At 70.2% G+C, this 21,427-nt stretch carries 13 protein-coding genes; 4 read left to right on the top strand and 9 right to left on the bottom strand.

The window, feature by feature from the left end:
- Window positions 1-48: 48 nt before the first annotated feature.
- The 3 genes from AB0I71_RS21520 (at window position 49) to fxsT (ending at window position 7,262) form a co-directional block, all read left to right on the top strand.
- Complete coding sequence (locus AB0I71_RS21520) at window positions 49-504, top strand: Fur family transcriptional regulator (RefSeq protein ID WP_204007571.1); 456 nt, start codon at window positions 49-51, stop codon at window positions 502-504.
- Window positions 501-2,777: a catalase/peroxidase HPI gene (katG, locus tag AB0I71_RS21515; protein ID WP_357587233.1), complete on the top strand. Its 2,277-nt coding sequence runs from the start codon at window positions 501-503 to the stop codon at window positions 2,775-2,777. Before AB0I71_RS21520 ends, katG begins: the two co-directional genes overlap by 4 nt.
- 597 nt (window positions 2,778-3,374) lie before the next feature.
- Window positions 3,375-7,262 (top strand): FxSxx-COOH system tetratricopeptide repeat protein, encoded by a 3,888-nt coding sequence (gene fxsT, locus AB0I71_RS21510; RefSeq protein ID WP_357587231.1) that lies wholly within the window; start codon window positions 3,375-3,377, stop codon window positions 7,260-7,262.
- A gap of 143 nt (window positions 7,263-7,405) precedes the next feature.
- On the opposite strand, the gene AB0I71_RS21505 is transcribed toward fxsT, so the two are convergent.
- From AB0I71_RS21505 to AB0I71_RS21485, 5 genes are all read right to left on the bottom strand, one after another.
- Window positions 7,406-8,248, bottom strand: a complete 843-nt coding sequence (locus AB0I71_RS21505; RefSeq protein WP_099845402.1) for a carbohydrate ABC transporter permease — start codon at window positions 8,246-8,248, stop codon at window positions 7,406-7,408.
- Entirely contained in the window at window positions 8,238-9,203 is a 966-nt protein-coding gene (locus AB0I71_RS21500) for a sugar ABC transporter permease (protein ID WP_357587228.1), read from the bottom strand. Before AB0I71_RS21500 ends, AB0I71_RS21505 begins: the two co-directional genes overlap by 11 nt.
- 8 nt (window positions 9,204-9,211) lie before the next feature.
- Window positions 9,212-10,483 carry a sugar ABC transporter substrate-binding protein gene (locus AB0I71_RS21495; RefSeq protein ID WP_357587226.1) on the bottom strand — a complete coding sequence of 424 codons (1,272 nt, stop codon included), beginning with the start codon at window positions 10,481-10,483 and terminating at the stop codon, window positions 9,212-9,214.
- A gap of 16 nt (window positions 10,484-10,499) precedes the next feature.
- Window positions 10,500-12,125: an FAD-dependent oxidoreductase gene (locus AB0I71_RS21490; protein ID WP_357587273.1), complete on the bottom strand. Its 1,626-nt coding sequence runs from the start codon at window positions 12,123-12,125 to the stop codon at window positions 10,500-10,502.
- Window positions 12,126-12,200: 75 nt separating this feature from the next.
- On the bottom strand, window positions 12,201-13,211 hold the full coding sequence (locus AB0I71_RS21485) for a LacI family DNA-binding transcriptional regulator (RefSeq protein WP_357587224.1): 1,011 nt from the start codon (window positions 13,209-13,211) through the stop codon (window positions 12,201-12,203).
- Between the two features lie 373 nt (window positions 13,212-13,584).
- On the opposite strand from AB0I71_RS21485, the gene AB0I71_RS21480 reads away from it, so the two are divergent.
- On the top strand, window positions 13,585-14,604 hold the full coding sequence (locus tag AB0I71_RS21480) for a hypothetical protein (protein WP_357587222.1): 1,020 nt from the start codon (window positions 13,585-13,587) through the stop codon (window positions 14,602-14,604).
- A gap of 54 nt (window positions 14,605-14,658) precedes the next feature.
- Here AB0I71_RS21480 and AB0I71_RS21475 read toward each other — a convergent pair whose 3' ends face one another.
- The 4 genes from AB0I71_RS21475 to AB0I71_RS21460 form a co-directional block, all read right to left on the bottom strand.
- Window positions 14,659-15,282 carry a DUF1775 domain-containing protein gene (locus tag AB0I71_RS21475; protein WP_357587220.1) on the bottom strand — a complete coding sequence of 208 codons (624 nt, stop codon included), beginning with the start codon at window positions 15,280-15,282 and terminating at the stop codon, window positions 14,659-14,661.
- The gene (locus AB0I71_RS21470) at window positions 15,279-17,027 is read right to left on the bottom strand and encodes a copper resistance protein CopC (protein WP_357587218.1); all 1,749 of its coding nucleotides are present in this window, start codon (window positions 17,025-17,027) and stop codon (window positions 15,279-15,281) included. The genes AB0I71_RS21475 and AB0I71_RS21470 overlap by 4 nt, the downstream gene beginning before the upstream one ends.
- Window positions 17,028-17,046: 19 nt before the next feature.
- A complete protein-coding gene (locus AB0I71_RS21465) occupies window positions 17,047-17,751 on the bottom strand; it encodes a YcnI family protein (protein WP_357587216.1) in 705 nt (234 codons plus the stop codon).
- A gap of 267 nt (window positions 17,752-18,018) precedes the next feature.
- The gene (locus AB0I71_RS21460; protein WP_357587214.1) at window positions 18,019-21,387 is read right to left on the bottom strand and encodes an endo-1,4-beta-xylanase; all 3,369 of its coding nucleotides are present in this window, start codon (window positions 21,385-21,387) and stop codon (window positions 18,019-18,021) included.
- Window positions 21,388-21,427 lie beyond the last annotated feature (40 nt).

Genomic DNA, 21,427 nt, shown 5'->3' with positions numbered 1-21,427 from the left:
CCCGGGAAAACTTGATTCATTCCAGAACAGTGGAGTAGGTTCGTCGGCATGACGGCCGACTTCGAGGCACAGCTGCGGGCGGTCTCGTTGCGCGTGACCCGACCCCGGTTGGCGGTGCTCGCGGCGCTCCGTGACCACCCGCACGTCGACACCGACACCGTGATCCGGCTGGTCCGAGCCGATCACCCCACGGTGTCCCACCAGGCGATCTACGATGTGCTGCGGGCGCTCACCGACGCCGGTCTGGTGCGGCGCATCCAGCCCACCGGAGCGATCGCCCGCTACGAGTCCCGGGTGGGGGACAACCACCATCATGTCGTCTGCCGCTCCTGTGGCGTGATCGCCGACGTGGACTGCGCCGTCGGCTCCGCCCCGTGTCTCACCGCCTCCGACGACCACGGATTCGTGGTCGACGAGGCGGAGGTCGTCTACTGGGGCACCTGCCCCGACTGCGCGACCGTACGCACCACAAGTGATCCGCCAGGTCGGAAGGAAGCACATTGAGCAACGCACAGCACGACGGCCCGTCCAGCGCCCAGGGCGTCGACGACAAGGCGGCGGCCGGCTGCCCGGTCGCGCACGACTCCGTGACCGCACACGGAAGCGAGAGCGAGAACCCGGCGATCGACTCGCCGACCCCGAAGACCGGCGGTCGTCCGCGCACCAACCGGGACTGGTGGCCCAACCAGCTCGATCTCTCGGTGCTGCACGCCCATTCGTCGAAGGGCAACCCGCTGGGGGAGGACTTCAGCTACGCCAAGGAATTTGCCAAGCTCGATGTCGAGGCGCTGAAGCGGGACATCACCGAGGTCCTCACCACCTCGCAGGACTGGTGGCCGGCCGACTTCGGCCACTACGGCGGCCTCATGATCAGGATGAGCTGGCACGCCGCGGGCACCTACCGCATCGAGGACGGCCGCGGTGGTGCCGGTGACGGCGGGCAGCGCTTCGCCCCGCTCAACAGCTGGCCGGACAACGCCAACCTGGACAAGGCCCGCCGCCTGCTGTGGCCGGTGAAGCAGAAGTACGGCCAGCAGATCTCCTGGGCCGACCTGCTCGTACTCGCTGGGAACGTGGCGCTGGAGTCGATGGGCTTCAAGACCTTCGGGTTCGGCTTCGGCCGCGAGGACGTCTGGGAGCCCGAGGAGATCTTCTGGGGTCCGGAGGACACCTGGCTGGGTGACGAGCGTTATGTGTCCGAGCAGGAGATGTCGCAGGGCGTGGGCGCGACCGAGATGGGCCTCATCTACGTCAACCCCGAGGGCCCGCGCGGCAACGCCGACCCGCTCGCGGCGGCGCACTTCATCCGGGAGACCTTCGCCCGGATGGCGATGAACGACGAGGAGACCGTCGCGCTCATCGCGGGTGGCCACACCTTCGGCAAGACCCACGGCGCCGGTGTCGCCGACAACCACGTGGGCCCGGAGCCCGAGGGTGCGCCGCTGGAGGCCCAGGGACTGGGCTGGCTGAGCACGTACGGCAGCGGCAAGGGCGCCGACACCATCACCAGCGGCCTCGAGGTCACCTGGACCGACCGGCCGACGCAGTGGAGCAACCGCTTCTTCGAGATCCTCTTCGGCTACGAGTGGGAACTCACCACCAGCCCGGGCGGTGCCAAGCAGTGGGTCGCCAAGGACGCCGAGGCGATCATCCCCGACGCCCACGACCCGTCGAAGAAGCACAAGCCCACGATGCTCACGACCGACCTGTCGCTGCGCGTCGACCCGACGTACGAGAAGATCTCCCGCCGGTTCCTGGAGAACCCCGACGAGTTCGCGCTGGCCTTCGCCAAGGCCTGGTTCAAGCTGCTGCACCGCGACATGGGCCCGGTCAGCCGGTTCCTCGGACCCTGGGTGCCGGAGCCTCAGCTGTGGCAGGACCCGGTGCCGGCCGTCGACCACGAGCTGGTCGGCGACGCCGATATCGCGGCGCTGAAGGCCAAGGTCCTGGAGTCCGGCCTCACCACCGCCCAGCTGGTCAGCACCGCCTGGGCCTCGGCCGCGAGCTTCCGTTACACCGACAAGCGTGGCGGTGCCAACGGCGCCCGGATCCGCCTTGAGCCGCAGCGCAGCTGGGAGGTCAACCAGCCGGAGCAGCTCGCGACGGTGCTGAGCACCCTGGAGGGCATCCAGCAGGAGTTCAACGCGGCGGGCGGGGCCAAGATCTCCCTCGCCGACCTGATCGTGCTGGCCGGTTCGGCCGCGGTCGAGAAGGCGGCGCGGGACGCCGGTGTCGAGATCACGGTCCCGTTCCACCCGGGCCGCACCGACGCCAGCCAGGAGCAGACCGACATCGAGTCGTTCCGGGTCCTGGAGCCGCGCGCCGACGGGTTCCGCAACTACCTGCGCGCTGGCGAGAAGACCCAGCCGGAGGTGCTGCTGCTCGACCGGGCGTACATGCTCAACCTGACCGCGCCCGAGATGACGGTACTCGTGGGTGGCCTGCGCTCCCTCGGCGCCAACGTCGACGACAGCCGGCACGGCGTGCTCACCGACCGGCCCGGCGTGCTCAGCAACGACTTCTTCAGCAACCTGCTCTCCCCGGGCACGCGCTGGAAGGCGTCGGAGTCCGACGAGCACGTGTACGAGATCCGCGACGTGGCCACCGACCAGGTGAAGTGGACCGCGACCGCGGTCGACCTCATCTTCGGCTCCAACTCCCAGCTCCGGGCGCTCGCCGAGGTCTACGCCAGCGACGACGCCCGCGGCAAGTTCGTCGCCGACTTCGTGGCGGCCTGGACCAAGGTGATGGAACTGGACCGGTTCGACCTCGCCTGATCCGACAAGAAGACGACGCGCCCCGGGCGATCAGCAACGATCGCTCGGGGCGCGTCCGTTTCGGATTCGTGTCGCCGCCCGGGAACAGGCAGGTGTACGGCCATGCCCTGGCGGAGTATCGCGGTCGAATTCACAACAACCGAATGCGCGGACATCACCGAAAGTAAGCGGTATAGACCCGTCCGTGCCGGTGTGCTTACCCTGGACTGACGGGTGGCACCCACGGTCGATGGCGGGAGAACGGCAGTTGGGCGATGGCAGGGGGTGGTGGACAACCGTTCGCCCCGCTCTTCTTTGTCAGCCACGCGATGGAGTGGGATCTGGTGGCTAGCTGGGCGATCACCCGTCGCCACCGTCGGCCCACCCGCGAGACCTGCATCCTGCCGGCTGCTGGGTGCCGGAGGATTCTTGCGAGCCGCCCGACGGCCTTGAGTGGTTGGTCCCGGAAAGCACCCCGGACCGAGGTACCACCAGGAGGGCCGGTACGGGCTGCTCTCCCGTCGTGCCGTCGGACCGGCCCCGGGTTCGGCGACCGCAGCTCGGTCGGCCCGAAACGTCGGGCGGCAGCAACACGTTTTCAGGCACGGAAGAGGACCGATGACTGACGGACGCAGCGGCCAGGTGATCACGTTCTACTCGTTCAAGGGTGGTACGGGCCGGACCATGGCACTGGCAAACGTGGCGTGGATCCTGGCGGCGAACGGTAAGAAGGTGCTTGTCGCCGACTGGGATCTGGAGTCGCCCGGCCTGCATCGGTTCTACCATCCGTTCATCGACCTGAGTGTCCTGCCCGGCACCGGCGGGGTCATCGACATGATCCGTGATTTCGAGACCCGGGCCTCGGCCAAGGACGCCGACGGGCTGCCGAAGAGCCGCCTGCTGCCGAACGGTTGGGAGGCGGAGTTCGCGCGGGTGCAGCGGTTCGCGTTCTCGCTGAACTACACCTTTCCCAGCGGGGGCAGCCTGGACTTTCTCTCCGCCGGCCGGCACAACCGGGACTACGCCGCCGGGATCAGTGGCCTGGACTGGGACGTGTTCTACGACGGGCTGGGCGGTGCGGCGTTCATCGACGCGTTGCGCGCGGACATGCGGCGCAACTACGACTACACGCTTATCGACAGCCGGACCGGGCTCAGCGACGTGGCCAGCATCTGCACGAGCCATCTGCCGGACGTGCTTGTCGACTGCTTCACGTTCAGCGACCAGGGCATCGAAGGCGCGGCCCGGGTGGCCCGCGAGGTGACCGAACGGTACTGCAACCACCGGCGGATCCGGGTGCTGCCGGTACCGATGCGGGTCGACCTGGCCGAACAGGACAAGACCAATGCCGGCCGGGCGCTGGCCATGCACCGTTTCGCCGGACTGCCGGCCGGGATGAGCGAGGGCGACCGTCGCGACTACTGGGCCGAGGTCGAGGTGCCGTACGTGGCCTACTACGCGTACGAGGAGACGCTGGCGACGTTCGGTACCGACCGGGCGATGCTGTCGGCGTACGAGCGGCTGACCGCAGCGATAACCGACGGTGAGGTCCGCTCCCTGCCGCGACTGGACGATGCCGTGCGCAGCCAGCTGCGGTCGCAGTACGAGCGCAAGAGGTTCCTGCCGCAGGGGGAGATCCTGCTGCGCTACGCCCCGAAGGACGAGGTCTGGGCGGAGTGGGTGGAGCGGATCCTCGGCCTGGCCGGCATCCAGGTCATCGACGGGGGGTCGCCCGCGGTCCGCCGGGAGGTCACGCCGACCCGGACACTTACCGTCGTCTCGACGGCGTACGCGGAGACCGCGCCGGGCGCGCTGCCGCCGTCGGAGACCCCAGGCTCGGGCACCCCGTTGGCCGTGTACGTCGACGACGTCAAGCCACTACCGGAGTTCACCCTGGAGACGTCGGTCTTCCTCAACGGGCTGACCAGGGCGAGTGACGCGGTGGCAAGCGTGCTGCGGCTGGTCGGCCGCGTCGAGCTGAACAGCTCGGACGTGACTACGGCGACCGGGTCCCGCTATCCGGGTGCCGGCCCGGAGTTGCAGAGGACACCGGTGGCCAACGTCCAGTTCATCGGGCGCGACGGTGAGCTGCGCCGGTTGCGGCGGCTGCTCCGGGCCGGCGCCAGCCGTGGATACTCGCTTGTCGCGCTGCGCGGAATGGGTGGTGTGGGCAAGAGCCAGATCGCCCTGGAGTACGTCCATCGCTTCCGGACGGCGTACGACCTGGTGTTCTGGATCGAGGCCGATCCGAAGGCCCTGGTCGACTCGTCGTTGGTCGAACTCGGTCAACGGATGGGCCTGCCCGAGGCGGTGAACATTCCGACCGCCATCCGCCAGGTGCACGACACGCTGATCCGCGGCGACCGCTATCCGCGGTGGCTGCTGGTCTTCGACAACGTCGCGGACTACCGGGAGATCGAGGAGTTCCTGCCGCAGGGCGGCCGGGGCCACGTCATCATCACCGCTCGGGAACGAACCTGGGAGGAGAGCGCGGAGACCATCGAGATCAGCCCGTTCAGCCGGGCCGAGAGCATCGAGCACCTCCAGCGGCAGGTGGCCAGCCTCTCCCAGCCGGACGCGGACCGCGTCGCCGAGGCGCTCGGTGACCTGCCGATCGCCCTCGCCGTCGGTGGTGCACTGCTGGCCGTCAGCGGCGGGTCGGTGGACGACTATCTGGTTGCGTTGGCCGAGCACGGCATCGCCCTGGAGACGTGGGGACCGTCGCTGGACCGGCTGAAGGAGGACTCGCCCGGCGCATACCGGCTGCTGGAGATCTGCTCGGTGCTGTCGGTGAAGGTCTCCATCGAGCTGTTGAACAGCAGGGGCATCGGAGACCTGCTGCGGCAGGCCGACCCGTCGGTGCCGACCCGCTCGGGTGCCGCGAGACTGATCCAGCGCATCAACCGGCTGTCACTGCTGCGGCTCGACAGCCGAGCGCAGCAGATCGAGATCCACTGCCTGCTGCGCGACGCCGTCCAGCGCCGGATGACCGACCAGGAGCGACAGAGCACCCGCCGGCAGGTGATCAGCGCCCTGGCCGCGGCCCGGCCGGACAGCGACGTGGACGTGGCGGACAGCTGGGAACGGTTCCGGATGCTCTGGCCCCACCTGGAGGAGTCGCAGGTCGCCATGCAGGCGGCGCTCGACTCCGACGATCCGGCGGTGCTGGAGTTGCTGGTCGAGCGGGTGCGTTACATCTGGCTGCGCGGTGTGCTGGGCCAGGCCCGCGAGCTCGGCGAGCGGATCCTCAGGGCGTGGACCGACCGGCTCCAGGCGAGCACCGATCCCGACGAGCGTGAGGTGCTGCGCCCGCCGCTGCTGCGGCTGCGCTTCAACGTCGGCAACATCCTGCGTTTACAGGGTCATTTCGAACAGGCCCATGCTTTCGACGAGGAAACCCTCGCCGAACAGCGGGAACTGCTCGGTGAGACGCACGCCGACGCGCTGATGACCGCCGGTGGGCTCGCCGCCGACCTGCGAGGTCTGGGCCGGTACGCCGATGCCCTGGCCGAGGACGAGCAGACCTACGGAAAGTGGTCGCGGGACTTCGGTGAGAACTTCCCGCGCACCTTGGCGGCGTTGAATGACCTGGCCGTCTCGATGCGCCTAAACGGCAAGGTGACCGAGGCGCAGCGGCTGGACCAGCAGGTTTACGACCAGCGCCGGGTGATGCTCGGCCGGAACAACCACTGGACCCTCGCGTCGGCCGTGAACCTGGCCCGAGACCTGCGGGAGTCCGGCGAGTACGACCGTTCCCTGGTGCAGTCCCAGGAGGTGTTGACCGACTATCGAAATCTGTCCGGCCCCAACGCCCTGGCGACGCTCGGTGCGCAGACGAACCTGGGGGTGGCGCTGCGCACGGTGGGCCGGGCGGCCGAGGCGGCACAGTTGCTCGACGCCGCGTACGACACGTTGCGGGCGACGTACGGGGAGGACAGCCCGGACACGCTGGCTGCCCGGCTCAGCCGGGCGACGAACCGGCTGGCGCTCGACGACCCCGCCGGAGCCGAGGCGGAACTGCGGGCGGTGCAGGCGCTCTATCGGGCGCTGCTCGGTCCGCGACATCCGCATACGTTGATCTGCGAGAACAATCTGTCGGTGACGGCCCGGGCGCTGGGCAATCGGGAGTCCGCCCGGATGTCGGCCCAGGTAGCCGTCGGCGGGCTGGGCGAGGTGCTGCCCGCGGAGCACCCGTTCGTGCTCGCCGCCCAAATGAACCTGGCGATCTGCAAGGCGGACACCGGGGATCTCGCCGGAGCCTTCGAGCTGATGGACGACCTGCGCAAGGTGCTGCGTACCGCGCTCGGGCCCCAGCACCCGGACACCCTGCGGGCCGCGGCCAACCTGGCGTTGATTCGCCACCTGCGGGAGCCGGACTCGGCAGCGGACGAACTGGAAGCGGCGGTGGCCGAGCTGGTCGAGCGGCTCGGCGGCGGGCATCCGGACGTACGTGCGCTGGGCCAGCGGAAGCTGCTCGACCGCGTGCTGGATCCGCACCCGTTCTGACCGGTCCGGTTGACACCGTTTCGGATCGCCCGACGGTCCGGGTCAGCCCGGCTGCCCGGGTGGGCGTCGAACGGGTCGACCATGGTCGCCTCCGTCCCAGCGCCCGCGCGGCCGACAGATCGGGCCGCGCGGGCCGGGTCGCCTCAGCCCTTCAGGCCGGTGTGGGCCAGACCCTCGATGAACTGTCGTTGCGCGATCACGAAGATCACCAGGATCGGGATGGCGGTCATCGACGCTGCCGACAGCTGCACGTCCCACATCGGCCCGCCGTAGGCGTCGACGAACTGGGTAAGTGCCTGCGGCAGGGTGAACTTCTCCGGCGTGGAGAGGAATACGATCGGCTCCAGGTACAGGTTCCAGCTGTGCAGGAAGGTGAAGATCGCCACCGCGCCGAGCGCCGGGCGGGCCAGCGGCAACGCGATGCGCCAGAAGGTGGCGAAGCGGCCCAGCCCGTCCACCCGTGCCGCCTCCTCCAACTCGGCGGGGAGGGTGATGAAGAACTGCCGCATGATGAAGGTGGCCAGCACGCTCGGTGCGCCGAGGATCGGCACCAGGATCAGTGGCCAGTGGGTGTCCACCATGCCCCACGAGTTGAACATCCGGAACAGCGGGACGATTGTCACCTCACTGGGGATGAGCAGCCCGACCAGCACCACCACGAACAGCACCTGCTGGCCCCGGAAGCGGATCCGGGCGAAGGCGTACCCGGCCAGCGACGAGACCGCCAGGGTGCCGACGGTGACCACGGCCGCGATATACCCGCTGTTGAAGTACTGCTGCGCGAACGGTTGCAGCTCGAAGACCCGCCGGTACGCGGAGAGGCTGGCCTCGGTCGGGATCAGCGACGGTGGGAAGGCGAAGATGTCGCCCACCGGTTTCACCGACGAGGTGACCATCCACCAGGTGGGGAAGACGAACGGCAGGGCCAGCAGGCAGAGCGCGCCGTAGAGCGCGACCCTGGCCCGGGCGGAGAGCCTACTGTTCATGGAACACCCACTTCCTGCGCATCCGCCACTGCACGACGGTGAGCACCAGCACGATCAGGAAGAGCAGCACCGACAGCGTGGCCCCGTAGCCGAACTGGTGGAACTGGAACGCCCGCTGGTACAGGTAGTAGACGAGCACCGTGGTCGAGGTGCCCGGCCCGCCCTGGGTGAGCACGGCGATCTGGGCGAACACCTGCAACGAACCGACCACCGTGATGATCGAGGTGAGCAGGATCGTCGGGCTGATCAGCGGCACGGTGATCCGCCGGAACCGGGTCCAGGCGTTCGCTCCCTCGACCCGGGCGGCCTCGTACAGCTCAGCCGGCACCCCTTGCAGGGCGGCCAGGAAGAGCACCATGTTCAGTCCGACGTTCTTGACCACCTGCACCACGATCACCGACAGCAGGGCCGTCCAGTCGCCGCGCAGCCAGTTCGGCCCGTCCACGCCGGCCACGCCCAACGCCCCGTTGACGCCGCCGTTGTCCTGAAGCAGGAACCCCCACACGATCGTCCAGGCGACCAGAGAGACGACCACCGGGGAGAAGAACAACGTCCGGAACACGACGGTGCCGCGTAGCCGCTGGTTGAGCAGCACCGCGAGCAACAGGGCCAGGCTGAGGTTGAACGCCACCAGGCCCACCGAGAACAACCCGGTGACCCGCAGCACCGACGGCAGGTTCGGATCGTCGGCCATGGCCTGGTAGTTGTCCGCGCCGACGAACTCGAAGGTGCCGGCGAGCACGTTCCACTCGTGCAGGCTGTACCAGAAGACCAGCCCGAGCGGGATCAGCACGAACAGCACCGAGCCGGCGAGTTGCGGTGCGACGAAGAGCAGGCCGGCGAGCTGGTCGCGGCGGCGGGTCGTCCACCAGCCGCGCCTTCCGCGTGGCGTGTCCCCGGTGGGGGCGGGCCGACCACCGGCCCGCCCCACGGTGTCCCTGGTCAGGACCGACATCGAAGGTCCTACTTCGCCAGCAGCGGGGTGATGGCGGTGCAGACGCCGTCGAGTACGCCCCGCACGTCCGCGTCCGGGCGCCACAGCGGGTCGAGTGCGGCCCGGACCGCCTGGTTCAGCTCGGCCTGGCCGGTGTGGCTGGGCTTGACCACGCCCTCGGCGATCCCGTCGATCACCACCTTCTGCAACTGTTCCGGGCTCAGCAGCGGGTTGGTCTTGGCGAGGGTGTCGGCGGTGAGCAGCGAGGTACGCGGCGGCGGGAAGAACTGTGCCAGCTTCGCCGAGTTGGTGGGGTTGGTCAGGTACGCCAGGAAGTCGGCGGCGGCCTCGGCGTTGCGGCCCTGCTTGAGCACACCCATGCCGCCCTGGCCAATCACCGCGTACTCGCCCTTCGGCCCGGCGGGCAGCGGCACCAGGTCCCAGCCGAACTTCTGCCCGTCCAGCAGGGAGGCGCGGGAGATCTGGGTGATGGTCATGCCGGCGTCGCCGGCGAAGAAGTCGGCGGTGGTGCCCGGGCCCGGCAGCGCCTTGTCGACGAAGATCCCCCGGTGCAGGACGGTCATCGCCTCGACCATCTCGGCCGAGTTGAAACCGCAGTTACGGCCGTCCTCGCTCCATGCCTGCGCGCCCCACCCGGTCCACACGGTGGACAGGAAGTCCCAGCCCTTGTAGTCGAAGTCGCGGACCACCAGACCCGCCTTGCCGGTCTCCGCCTGCACCGCTCTCGCGGTGGTCAGCGCGTTCTGCCAGGTCCACTTGCCGGCGGCGATCAGCTCGGCCGGGCTCTGCGCGCCGGACGACTTCACCAGGTCGGTGTTGACGAACACCCCGAACGGCGAGGTGGAGAAGGGGTACGCGTACAGCTCGCCGTCGACCTGCCACAGCTTCGTCGCGGCCGGGGCGAGTTCGTCGAAGACGTACCCCTCGGTGTTCTTGAGGGTGTCGGTGAGCGGTACGAGCGCACCGGAGGTGACGAAGTCCGGGGCGGAGTTCTCCAGCACCCAGGCCAGGTCGGGCGGGTTGCCGCCGGCGATCTGCGTGGTCAGCGTGGTGGTGTAGTTCTCGAACGGGATCGGGTCGAAGGTGATCCCGGCGACGTCCGGGTTGGTGGCGGTGTACTCGGCGGCGATCTCGTTGAACAGCTTCAGGTGGGCCTCGTTCGCCGACCAAGTGGTCATCCGCAACGTGACCGGGCCGTCGGACTCGGCGGAGTCGCCACCGCAGGCGGTCAGGCCGAGCAGCGCGGTGAGCGCGACGACGGCCGTCAACCGGTTCCTCATGGAGGTATGTCCTTCCTCAGTAGCCGGCGATGTCGGGCCAGCGCAGCTCGACACCGGAATCGGCGAGGCGGTTCTGGAAATCGGCCAGCAGGCCGGGGGTGTAGCGCACCGCGCGGGGGGTGACCCGCCGGGCCAGGCAGAAATCCGCGAGCAGGCCGGCCACCTCGCCGACGTTCCACTCCACGGGGTGCAGGCGGTAGGAGCCGTTTGTGATGTGGGTGGTGCCGATGTTCTTGCCGGCGGGCAGCAGGTTCTCCACCCGCCGGGGGATCAGGGCGCCGAGCGGGATCTCGAACGGGCAGGAGGCCACGTCGATGTAGTTGTCGCCGCCGGTGGAGGGGTGCAGGTCGATGCGGTACATCCCGACACCTACCGAGTCGGCGTAGCTGACCGCGCCCTTGTCTCCCCGGATCTCCAACGAGAGGTCCTGCTCGACGACTGTGTACTCGGCGCGGATCCGGCGCGACTCGCGGATGTAGGGAGCCTGGGCCAGGCCGCTGTGGGTGACGTCGCCACCGGTGGCGGCAGTGCCGTTGCCGGTGACGTCGCCGCGCAGCCGCAGCCCGGGAAAACCGGTCCCGCCGTCGGTGCGTGGCGCCTCGGTCTGGAGCCAGTAGAGCACCGACAGGGAGAGCTCCCGGGCCGCCGCGATCCGCGCGTCCGGATCGGGCACGTCGATGACCGGCTGCTCGAAGTAGTCGAGCATCGGCCAGTTGACCAGGCAGATGTCGCTGTCGTACGAGCCGGGGACGAAGTTGCGCCGGGCGGCGATCCGGCGGAACGTCCACAGGTTCCCGTCGCCGGGATTGACCCGCTGGTCGGCCTGAACCAGCCAGGGGTCGTCGTCCGGGTTGGGGGTGAAGCTGCGTTCGGAGATTTCCAGGGTGCGCGGGTTGGGGGAGCGGAACGACAGCATCCGGTCGCCCCAGAACGGCGGCCGGTATTCCCGCCAGAAGTCGTACGCCGTCGGCTTGTCGATCGTGTGATCGCCGTCGACGTGGTCGACCGCGAAGCACACCGACACCGCCTGCATGTTCGTCGGTTGGGCCTGCTCCGGCGCGCTCGGCTCACCGGTGTCGGCCCGCGACTCGAAGCCGGTGACGTACTCGGTGCCGGTCAGCGGCAGCAACTCGCCGGTCTCGGTGGCGTCCAGCACGTACGGTGCGGTCAGGTGCACCCGCTCACCGGTGTGCCGGTGTACCACTGTGACACCGGTGACCCGGTCGCCGTCGGTGTCGGCGGCCACCGGCCGGTACGGCTGGAGCACCCGCAGCCGCCCGGACCCCCGGTGCGGCGCCAGCATGGCCTCCAGCACCGCCACCGCGACCCGGGGCTCGTGGCAGAGTCGGCTGACGTGCCCGGCCCCCGGGTTCAACGCGGTGGTACGACGGGCCCGGTCGGTCAACGGGTACCAGCGTCGGTAGTGCTCCCGGATGCCGTCGCGCAGCGCCCGGTAGCTGGCGGTGACACCGAAGTGCTCCACCCAGGAGTGCTCGTCCGGTGGTACGGCCTGGCTGGTGAGTTGCCCGCCGAGCCAGTCGTACTCCTCGGTCAGCAGCACGCTGCGGCCGGCGCGCAGCGCGGCCAGGGCGGCGGCCACGCCGCCGAGCCCACCGCCGACGACAAGTACTTCGGCCTGCATCTCGGGCACGGTCGGTCCTCTCATGGGGTCGGTCGAGGGTCGCCGGGGCAAGACGTGGCGACCGGAAGGAGCTGGTCAGTGCCGGGGCGGCCGGAGGGTGACACCGTCGACCGGCTGGCACGGAAGCAGCCGCTGGGTCGCGGTCCCGGGCACCGCGGCGAGCAGTCCGGTGAGCACCTCGACGGCCTGCCACCCCATCTCGCGGCGGGGGATCCGGAAGCCGGTGAACTCCAGGTCGCTGGTCGTCGGCCGGGTAGGGTCGCCCAGGGCCAGGATGGACAGGTCGGCGGGCACGGTCAGACCGCGCTCGGCGGCGACGGTGGCCAGGGCGACACCGTCGGCGTACTCCTCGACCATCACGGCGGTGACTCCGGCGTGGAGCAGGGCGTCCAGCAGGTCGGCGGGGGAGCGGTCGGTGGGTTCGTGCCGGGCCGGCAGTCCGGCCGTGCCGAGGGCGGCCCGGTAGCCGGCGAACCGGTCGGCGTGTGATTCCGGTCCGGCGCCCTGGCCGAGGTACGCCAGCCTGGAGTGCCCGGCGTCGAGGGCTCGGCGGACCATGTCGGCGGTGGCGGTGGCGTAGTCCGCACCGACGTACGGCACCGGTCCACCCGCGTCGTCGCGTCGACCGACCGACACGAACGGATGCCCCTCGGCGACCAGCCGGCCCAGCTCGTCGCGGTCCAGCGACCGGCCGAGCAGGACGCAACCGTCAGCCAGCCGGAGCCGGTTGTCGTCGTGGAAGATGCGCCGCCGACCGTCGGTGACCGGGGCGCTGGTGAGCAGCAGCAGATCGCAGCCGAGGCGCTCGGCGGACTCCTCGATGCCGACCAGGAACGGGTGGTAGAAGTCGCCGGTGCCGGCCGGGAACACCGGCTCGTAGGTGAAGACGCCGAGGATCCGGTTGTGCCGGGCGGCGAGCCGCCGGGCCACCGGGTCGGCGACGTACCCGGTGTCCCGGATGGCGAGCAGCACCCGTTCCCTGGTCTCCGGGGCGATCCGGACGCTGCCGTCGTCGCGACCGTTGAGCACCAGGGAGACGGTGGCCTGGCTGACACCTGTCATCCGGGCGATGTCCTGCTGGGTCACCCGCCTACGCGATCCGGTCACGTTGCGTGTCCAATCGTTTCTGCGCTAATACGCATTAGCTACGTTGGTGTGAAATCCTGCGACCCGTGGCCACCTGCCGTCAACCCCTGGCAACGGAAAAGTTCTCTCGATAATCGGCGTGATAATTCGTATTAGCACCTTGACCCGAGCTCTCGGTCACCCCAAACTCATCGATCACAAGGTCCGCTCCCTCATGGAGCGCGATCTCACGCACGGTCACTGGAATCGTGGGTTGGCGGCGGCCACCGCCCACCCCCGCCACCACCGTCTCGCCGCATCCCGCCGGCCGGGCGGTCTCCCCGCCATCCCCAGCTCCGCCATCGACGAGCGTTCCCTCACGATCGGAGACCCCATGAACGACGCAGACCTACCCCGACCCGCCGCGGTGAGCCGCCGTGGCCTGCTGCGCGGCGCGGCCCTGATCGGCACCGCCACGGCCGCCGGCACCGCGTTCGGCGGCGCCCTCGCCGCCGGCCCCGCCTTCGCCGGCCCGGCCGGCTTCCCCAGCTACCGCTACGTCCGCGACGCGTTCGCCGGGCCGCTGGCCTACAACCCCACCGGCGAGATGATCTTCCCCTGTGTACGCGGGGTCTACGACAAGATCTCCGGGGCCCGCGGACGGTACTACCTCTACTACGCCCCGCACGACGCGCCCGGCGGCATCTGCCTGGCCTACGCCGACCGGCTCGAAGGCCCCTACACCGAGCACCCCGGCAACCCGATCGTCGACCGGGTGCTGCCCACCACCACGGTCAGCCACGTCTCCTCACCGCACGTGGTGTGGAACGCCCCCACCAAGGAGTTCTTCCTCTACTTTCACGGAGAGAACACCACCACCCGGGTGGCCCGGTCCCGCGACGGCATCACCTTCACCAACGAGACGCCGATCCTGAGCACGCGCCTGGTGCCGAACACCACCGAGACCTCGTACGCCCGGGTCTTCGAACACCCCGTCGCCGGAAAGAACAACAGGTACGTCATGCTCTTCATGGGCGCGCACACCGTCGGTCCCGGCACCCGCAAGATCTTCTGGGGCTGGTCACCGAACGGCTGGGACCAGTGGCAGTTCGCCCCGAACCCGCTGATCTCACCCGCCGGTGACGGGCTCACCGACATCTCCAGCCCGCACCTGCTCAAACGCAACGGCACCAGCTACGTCGCCTACCACGGCAACGACGGCCGGATCCGGCTCACCGAGGTCGGCAACAACTTCGACCGGGAAGTCCACCTCGGGGTGTTCCACGCCCCGATCGCCTCGGACAACGGTCGGGTCGCCGCGCCCGCCTTCGGCACCGACGGTGGCGTCTCGTACATGATCTACGAGGCCGGCCCCCGGCTCGACGCCCGCATCTGCATCGCCCGGGCCGTCTGACCGGTGCGGGGAAACCACCCCCGCACCGGCCAGGTCAGATTCGCTGCCGGCTGGTCACTGCCGCCGGACGGAGACGAACCCGGCGACCGCCGCGGCGGCGACGAAGACGACCACCACAGCCGACGCCTGACCCAGGGTGGCGCCGCCGCCCTGGGTCCGCGCCGCGCCGCCGGCCACCGCGACCGGCGGCGCGGCGCTCGGCTCCGGCTGGGCGGCGAGCACGGCGTTGGTGGCGATCAACCGCGGCGCGGGATGCTCGCTGTCGGCCGTGACGTCGATCCAGTCGTACGAGCCGCCGTCGGTGCACCGTTGCAGCACCGGGAAGTGGAGCGTGTCGCCGGCCCGAGCCACGATCCGGGCGGTCACCCCCACCTCGGCGGTCTCCCGGCCGGGACCGGTGAATGTGACACGATCACCGGCGACCGTGGCGGACCAGCCCTCCGGTGGCACGGTGTCGGACGCGGTCACCCCGTCCGGCAGCGCGACCACCAGCTCCGTGGTGGGGGAGTCCTCGCAGCTGTGATCGAAGCTGAACGTCAACGTGGTCGTCCCGTCACCGTTCGGCTGCGCCCCCGCGACCTCGACGTGAGCGGCAGCGGGTGCCGCACCCAACGCCAGGTACCCGACCGAGACGGTCGCCGCCACGCCCACCGCCCGGGCCCATCGCCGTGGCATCATCGGACGTCCACAGTGAATCGCGCGATCGGACTCTCGTACTTGGACGTCCGCACACTCGCCTGCACCACCCAGGAACCGGCGAGAGGCAGATCGACGACGGCCTCGTACCGGCCCGGACCGGTACGCGCCAACGTCCGCTCCAGCGGGCCGATGTCCACCGCCGGCAGCAGCACCGTCAGCTTCGGATCCGCCACCGGGACCACGGGCTGACCGGCGGCGTCGACGAGTTCCAGCTCCATCGAGTTCACTCCTACCTCTCCGGGGGTGAACCGGGCGACCGCGCGCCCCGGCCCCAGCGGCGCCTCCACCACGAACGGGCCACCACCGGCCTCCGCCACCGGCCGGGGCGCGGCCTCGACGACAGGGCTCTGCGTGACCAGGAACCCGGTGGCGACCACGACACCGACAAGCAACGCGGCCTCCACCCGGACGGTGCGACGCAGCAGCCGCCACGCCACCGCCGAGCCGCCGTCCCGACCGGCGGCGAGGACGCGGGGCACGAGGCGGAACCGGTTGTGGGCGGCGACGACGAGGACCACCACGGTCAGCCCGACCTTCGTCAGCAGCGCCACCCCGTACGAGGTGGCCCAGAGCGCTTCCCAGGACCGTAGGATGCGCCACGCGAGCAGCAGGCCGGCGGCACCGAGCAGGCCGACGAGGACGGCGGCGGTGCGGGAGAACGCGGACACCGTCCGGGCGGCCGCGTCGGCCCCCAGATCCGCAGACCGGGTCAGCGCCCAGGGCAGTGCCACCAACCCGCCCAGCCACACCCCGGCGGTGGTGACGTGCAGGACGTCGGCCGGAACGACCAGCCAGGCCGGACCGTAGGTGCGGGTGTGCCCGACCAGCGCGACCGCCCCCCAGGCGAGGGCGACACCGGCGAACGCCACCGCGGTCAGCGCCGCGCGTCGGACCGGCCCGGCAGCGGACCCGGGTGCCGTCGTCGCCCCGGCGGTCGCGATGGCCCACAACCCGGCGCTCAGCCCGAGCACGACCAGCACCGAGCTCAAGGCCTCCTCCGACCACAGACCGGTCAGCCACTGGGCCGCGTCGACCACGCCGGTCAGGCCGCGACCGTCCTGCCAGGCGGGCACGGCAGGCACCAACACCAGCCGGGCCAGCACGGTCAACCCCGCCGACCAGCCGGCGAACCGCAGCAACCGACGCCGCAGGACCGGCGCTTCGGCGCGTAGCAGGACGATCAGGAAAACCAGCAGGCCCGCACTGACCAGCAGGCCCAGGTAGGCCACCGCTTCGGCCGCCTGCCGCAGGACGTCCAGCGCGCGGCTCGGGCGGCTCTCCGGCACCACCACCGCCGCGCTGCTCGGCGCCCCGACGGCGAAACTGAACCCACCGGAGACGGGATGGCTGTCGGCCGAGATGACCCGGAATGCCACGATGTAGGTGCCGCCGGCAAGGTCCGGTGGAACGGTCAGGACCACAGTGGTGTCCACCGACCGACTCTCGGTGGAGAGCTCGTCGCCAGCCGCGTCGAGCAGACGGACCCCGTCCGGGCGTACCGTCACCGGCTCGTTGAAGGTCAGCGTGACCTCGGACGGCACGGTCGCCAGCACCGCCCCGTCGGCCGGATCGGTGCCCAGCAGCACCGCGTGGGCGGCTGCCGGCGCCGCCGGGACGACGGCGGCGCACAGGCCGAGCAGGCCGGCGAGCGCGGCGGCACACGCCCGCCGCGCCCACCCGCCCGAGGCCGTCCGCGCCGCCGCCCGCGTGCCGCGCGACCTCACCCGCAAGGCCGCCCGCCCGTCAGGCGGCCCTGCGGGTACGCAGCAGCGCCAGCCCGCCGGCCACCAGGCCCAGCGCACCGAGCACCAGGCCGATCCAACTGACCACACCGGTGCCGCCAGCGGGCTCGTCGGTGGTCTGCGACACCGGCTGCACCGCCGCCTCGGCGCCGTCAGCGTCGGCCTTCGCGGTCAGCACGAACGTCGGTGCCGGGTACTCCAGCTCGTCGGGGTCCTGACCGGCGCCGGCCATCTCCACCCACGGCGTCTCACCCTGCTCGCAGGTCTGCACGGCCGGGAAGGCCAGCGTCTGGCCGACAGCGTCCGGCAGCTTCAGCGACAGTTCGAACGTGTCCCGCAGGTCGGCCGGCAGCGGCGTCTTCGCGGTGTAGACCACCTCGGTGACCCGCTGCGTGATCTCGTTGCCGTGGCTGTCCTTGACCGGCGGATTCAGTTCCGCCATCACCTTCTGCACGGTCCAGTTCGAGTTCACCGTCGGGGTGACCGAGATGATCTGCTCCGGAACCTTGATGGACACCTTCGTCGTGGCCGACTTGTCGCAACCGTGCGGCACCCCGAACGTCAGAACGGTGTACGAGCCGGCGGTGGTGACCGACGGACTCACCGTGACGTGCGCGGCGGCCGGCGCTCCGGTGAGCGCCACCGCCGCGGCGGTGAAGAGCCCGAGGGCGCCGACCTGCGCGACCCTGCGACGTCTGAGAACCATAATTGGACGACCTTTCCGGAGGGCGGCCCGCGACCTGCGCGGCACGTCACAGTTACGTGGTCGGCTGTCGACCGCCCGAAGTTCCCACCCGTGTCCCCATCCCGCGATGCGGGCGAGGCCCGGCTGTCCGTGTCAGGTCACCTCCGGTACACCGGACCCGGACATGCGGATGGCGGCCACCGCCCTGAACGAGCGATGGCCGCCACCGGAGCTACCTCACCGCCTCGACCCGGCCGGCATGGTCAGCCGACATGGTCTGGCCGGATGTCACAGGTTGGCGCAGTACCCGATGCTGAAGGTGCTGGCACCGGCAGCCAGGGTCCGGTTCCAGTCCACCCCACGGATCCGGTAGCGGCCGTCGGCCAGCCGCTCCCGCTTGAAGTTCCAGGCGTTGTAGATGTCACCCTCCAGATCGACGACGGCAGTCCACTCCACGGCCTTGTCGCCGTTGTTGGTGGCGGTGATGGTCGCGCAGTAGCCGCCTCCGCTGTCGGAGTACCAGCGCGCGGTCCGGGCGATCGTGATCTCCACCGGAGAGCCGGCGACCAGCCGACCCACACCCCAGCGGGCGGTGGTCTGGTAGCCCTCGCCGTTCTGTTCGGCCCAGTTGCGAATCGACGTGCGGGCGCCGTCGGACGCGTCGTTGACCTGGAAGTCCAGGCCGTGGAACGTGCCCAGGCCACCGTATTCGAGCAGGCTGATCGCCGCCTCGACGGTGTAGCCGGTGGCGGTACGCACCGCGGCGCTCTCCAGCCGCCCGGCCTGGAACGCCTCGTCACCGGTACCGAACGACACGACGTTGTCGGCGTTGATCCGGATCTGGGTGTCGTCGTAGCGGAAGGGGCCGTTCTTGGCGTTGCCGGCGTCGACGTAGATCTCCACCGAATCCTGGGTCCACGGGTCGGAACCGGAGACGTCCACCACCGGGTCGGTGACCTCGGCCAGTACGTAGAGCGTCTGGCCCCGCCACAGGGTGCGCACGTTCGCGGCCGCCCCGTCGGTGCCGGAGACCTGCTTGGCGGTGGTGACCGAGCCGGCCTGGGCCCAGACGGCGTCCACGGCCCCGTCGATCACCGGCGCGCTGGCCGTCTCGCGCACCTCCAGGTACGACAGCTCCTCCACCAGACTCAGGGTGCCGACGGCTCCCGGAGTGTTCCAGCCGGAGGTGGTGCCGTTGTCGGTCACCCGTACATCGAAGGCGCGGGTGTCGCCCTCGGCGGCATCGGCGAGCGGCAGGTGGGCGACCAGGTGGTAGCCGCCGTCCCGCTCGGCCGCAACGGCCGGCACGTCGCCGCTGCCGTCGCGGGAGACCCGGTAGGTCTCGTCGCCCAGAGCGAAGGTGACCCGGTCGTCGCCGGAGTCCGAGGCGTCGTCGACGGTGACGTACGCGGTCAGATGATCCGGCGTCCAGCGCAGCTGGAACCGCGCCGTGTCCTCGATCGGGTGCAGTGGAAGCTTGCGCCAGGTCAGGTCCTTCGGTGCGGCGGCCGTGAGGGCCACGTCACCGGCGAAGACGTTCGCGGTACGCAGGCGCGCCGGCAGTTCGCCGTCCACAGCTCCGTAGTAAGCGGGCTTGGCCCGCAGGTTGTCATCGAACATTAGCGGCGCGTTGGCCGACCGCCACGAACGGCCGTCGGTGAGGCCCCAGACCGTGACGGCGAACAGGTCGTCGGTGTGCTCCCGGAAGATCCGGAAGGCGTCCCGGTAGAAGTAGCCCTGTTCGATCAGCCGGGCCTGGGTCACCGGAGTGCCGGTGGTGACGTCGAGTTCGGTGACGGCCTGGGTCAGCGGCAGCTCCGCGAAGGCCTCCAACGTGGTCTCCAGGCTGTTGACCGGCGTGGCCAGCGAGACGTGGAACTGGTGACCCACGCCGTCGATCGGCACGTCGCGGTCGACCAGCCGCTGCACCAGCGCCCGGTAGCGGGCCTGCTTGCCACTCTGCTCGGTGTTGTAGTCGTTGATGAACAGGGTGACCGGGTCGCTGCCGGGTACGGCGTGGACCTCGTTGAACGCCTCGTGCGCGTACTCGAACGACAGGTCGATGAAGCTCTCGCCGAGGATCCGGTACCACTCGCTGCGGCGCAGGCCGTCGGCGTACTCGCCGCTGTCGCTGATGACCTCGTTGACGACGTCCCAGGCGTACAACGGGTTGGTGGGGGAGCCGAACGGGCCGTAGCGGTCGGACAGTGACTCGGCGACATTGAAGATGTGGGTTCGCAGCCGGTCGCGCAGCAGCTGCTGGTGTGCGGCGGACGTGCTCAGCGGCTGGCCGTCCGCGTCCTGGAAGAACCAGGCCGGAGTCTGGCTGTGCCAGACCAGCACGTGACCGTAGACGCGCAGGTCGTTGTCGCGGGCGAAGTCCATCACCGCGAGCGCCTGCTCGTGCGGGCGGAAGGTGCGCTCGTCGTCGTACCAGGCCTCGGGCTTCATGTGGTTCTCGTGCGTGACCTGGTTGAAGTGCCGGTTCAGCAGCTCCGCTCCGCCGCCCACCGTCTCCCGGGCGTCGATCGCCACGCCGACCGGGAAGTCGGTGGTCTCGTGGATGCCGGTGAGGTCCTCGATGACCGGCGGCTCGGGTACCCGGACCACGACGTCGTCGACCAGGAAGTCGCTGGTGTTGCCGGCCACGTCCGCGCCCTGCCAGCGGGTCTCGAAGTAGAGCAGCGCCTCGTCCGAGGCGGGCATCGTGAACCGGGCGGTCACCTCGGTCCAGCCGGTGTTGGTGATGGACTCGAACTGGGCGAGGGTGCTGAACGACTGGCTACCGCCGGAGGTGCTGGCCAGGCTGAGCCAGATCTGGTCGGTCGGCTGGCCCTCGGCGAACCGCAGCCAGGCGCTGAATTCGTAGGTGACGCCCGCCTCGAACAGGCCGGCCACGTCACGCCCCAGTCCGGCGCCCTGGTTGGCCCGGTCGGTGACCAGCGCCGCGGCCGCGCCGCCGTGCGCGACGTCGCTGATCTCGACAGTCGGGGCGCCCGGACCGCTGTCGCGCGGGCCCCAGCCGTCCAGCCCGTCCTCGAAGTCGGTGTCGATGACGACGGTGCCGGGCTCGGGTCCGCCGGGTCCACCGTCCGGGGCGGTGATCAGCACGTCGTCCAGGAGGAACGGGGTGCTCTCCGCCGCCTCGACGTAGAGGGTGGCGGCGCTGAGCCCTTCGGGCAGCGTGTAGGTACCGCCGATCTGCACCCAGCTGTCGGCGGTGGTGGGAACGTCCCCGCCGATCCAGGTGTAGGTGTTGTCGCCACCGCCGGCCGGGGTCGCCTCGACGGTGAAGTGCACACCGGCGGTGCCCTCGGTGCCGGCCGGCAGCTTCACCCAGGCGGTGACCGAGTACTGCGTACCGGGTCGGAACAGCGCCGTCGCGCTCGTCGCCGGACCCTGCCAGTTCGCGGTACGGCCGGTGACCGACAAGCTGCTGTCGCTCTCGTGTCCCTCGTCGGTGATGGCGAGGGTGACGTCACCGCGCGGTCCCCACGGCGTGTACGAGCCGGACTCGAAATCGTTGGCGAGGACGACCTCCGCGGCGGCCGCCGGCGCGGGTGCCACGGCGATCGCCGCCACGAGCGCGGCCGAGGAGAGCACGGCGATGGTTCGGGATCGACGTCGTGATCGATGGGAGAGGTTCCAGAGGCGCATCGGTATCCCTTTATGCGAGTTCGGGTGCTGGCAGGGTGTG

The organism is Micromonospora sp. NPDC049891, assembly GCF_040660295.1.
In the GTDB taxonomy this organism is placed as follows: Bacteria; Actinomycetota; Actinomycetes; order Mycobacteriales; family Micromonosporaceae; genus Micromonospora.
The sequence above is the reverse complement of the archived record's forward strand: the minus strand, read 5'-3'. Positions and strand labels throughout refer to the sequence as shown.

Excerpts from the sequence above, each read along its gene's own strand:
- AB0I71_RS21520 (WP_204007571.1), top strand. The coding sequence starts at position 49 with ATGACGGCCGACTTCGAGGCACAGCTGCGGGCGGTCTCGTTGCGCGTG.
- fxsT (WP_357587231.1), top strand. The coding sequence starts at position 3,375 with ATGACTGACGGACGCAGCGGCCAGGTGATCACGTTCTACTCGTTCAAG.
- AB0I71_RS21505 (WP_099845402.1), bottom strand. The coding sequence starts at position 8,248 with ATGAACAGTAGGCTCTCCGCCCGGGCCAGGGTCGCGCTCTACGGCGCG.
- AB0I71_RS21500 (WP_357587228.1), bottom strand. The coding sequence starts at position 9,203 with ATGTCGGTCCTGACCAGGGACACCGTGGGGCGGGCCGGTGGTCGGCCC.
- AB0I71_RS21495 (WP_357587226.1), bottom strand. The coding sequence starts at position 10,483 with ATGAGGAACCGGTTGACGGCCGTCGTCGCGCTCACCGCGCTGCTCGGC.
- AB0I71_RS21490 (WP_357587273.1), bottom strand. The coding sequence starts at position 12,125 with ATGCAGGCCGAAGTACTTGTCGTCGGCGGTGGGCTCGGCGGCGTGGCC.
- AB0I71_RS21480 (WP_357587222.1), top strand. The coding sequence starts at position 13,585 with ATGAACGACGCAGACCTACCCCGACCCGCCGCGGTGAGCCGCCGTGGC.
- AB0I71_RS21475 (WP_357587220.1), bottom strand. The coding sequence starts at position 15,282 with ATGATGCCACGGCGATGGGCCCGGGCGGTGGGCGTGGCGGCGACCGTC.
- AB0I71_RS21465 (WP_357587216.1), bottom strand. The coding sequence starts at position 17,751 with ATGGTTCTCAGACGTCGCAGGGTCGCGCAGGTCGGCGCCCTCGGGCTC.
- AB0I71_RS21460 (WP_357587214.1), bottom strand. The coding sequence starts at position 21,387 with ATGCGCCTCTGGAACCTCTCCCATCGATCACGACGTCGATCCCGAACC.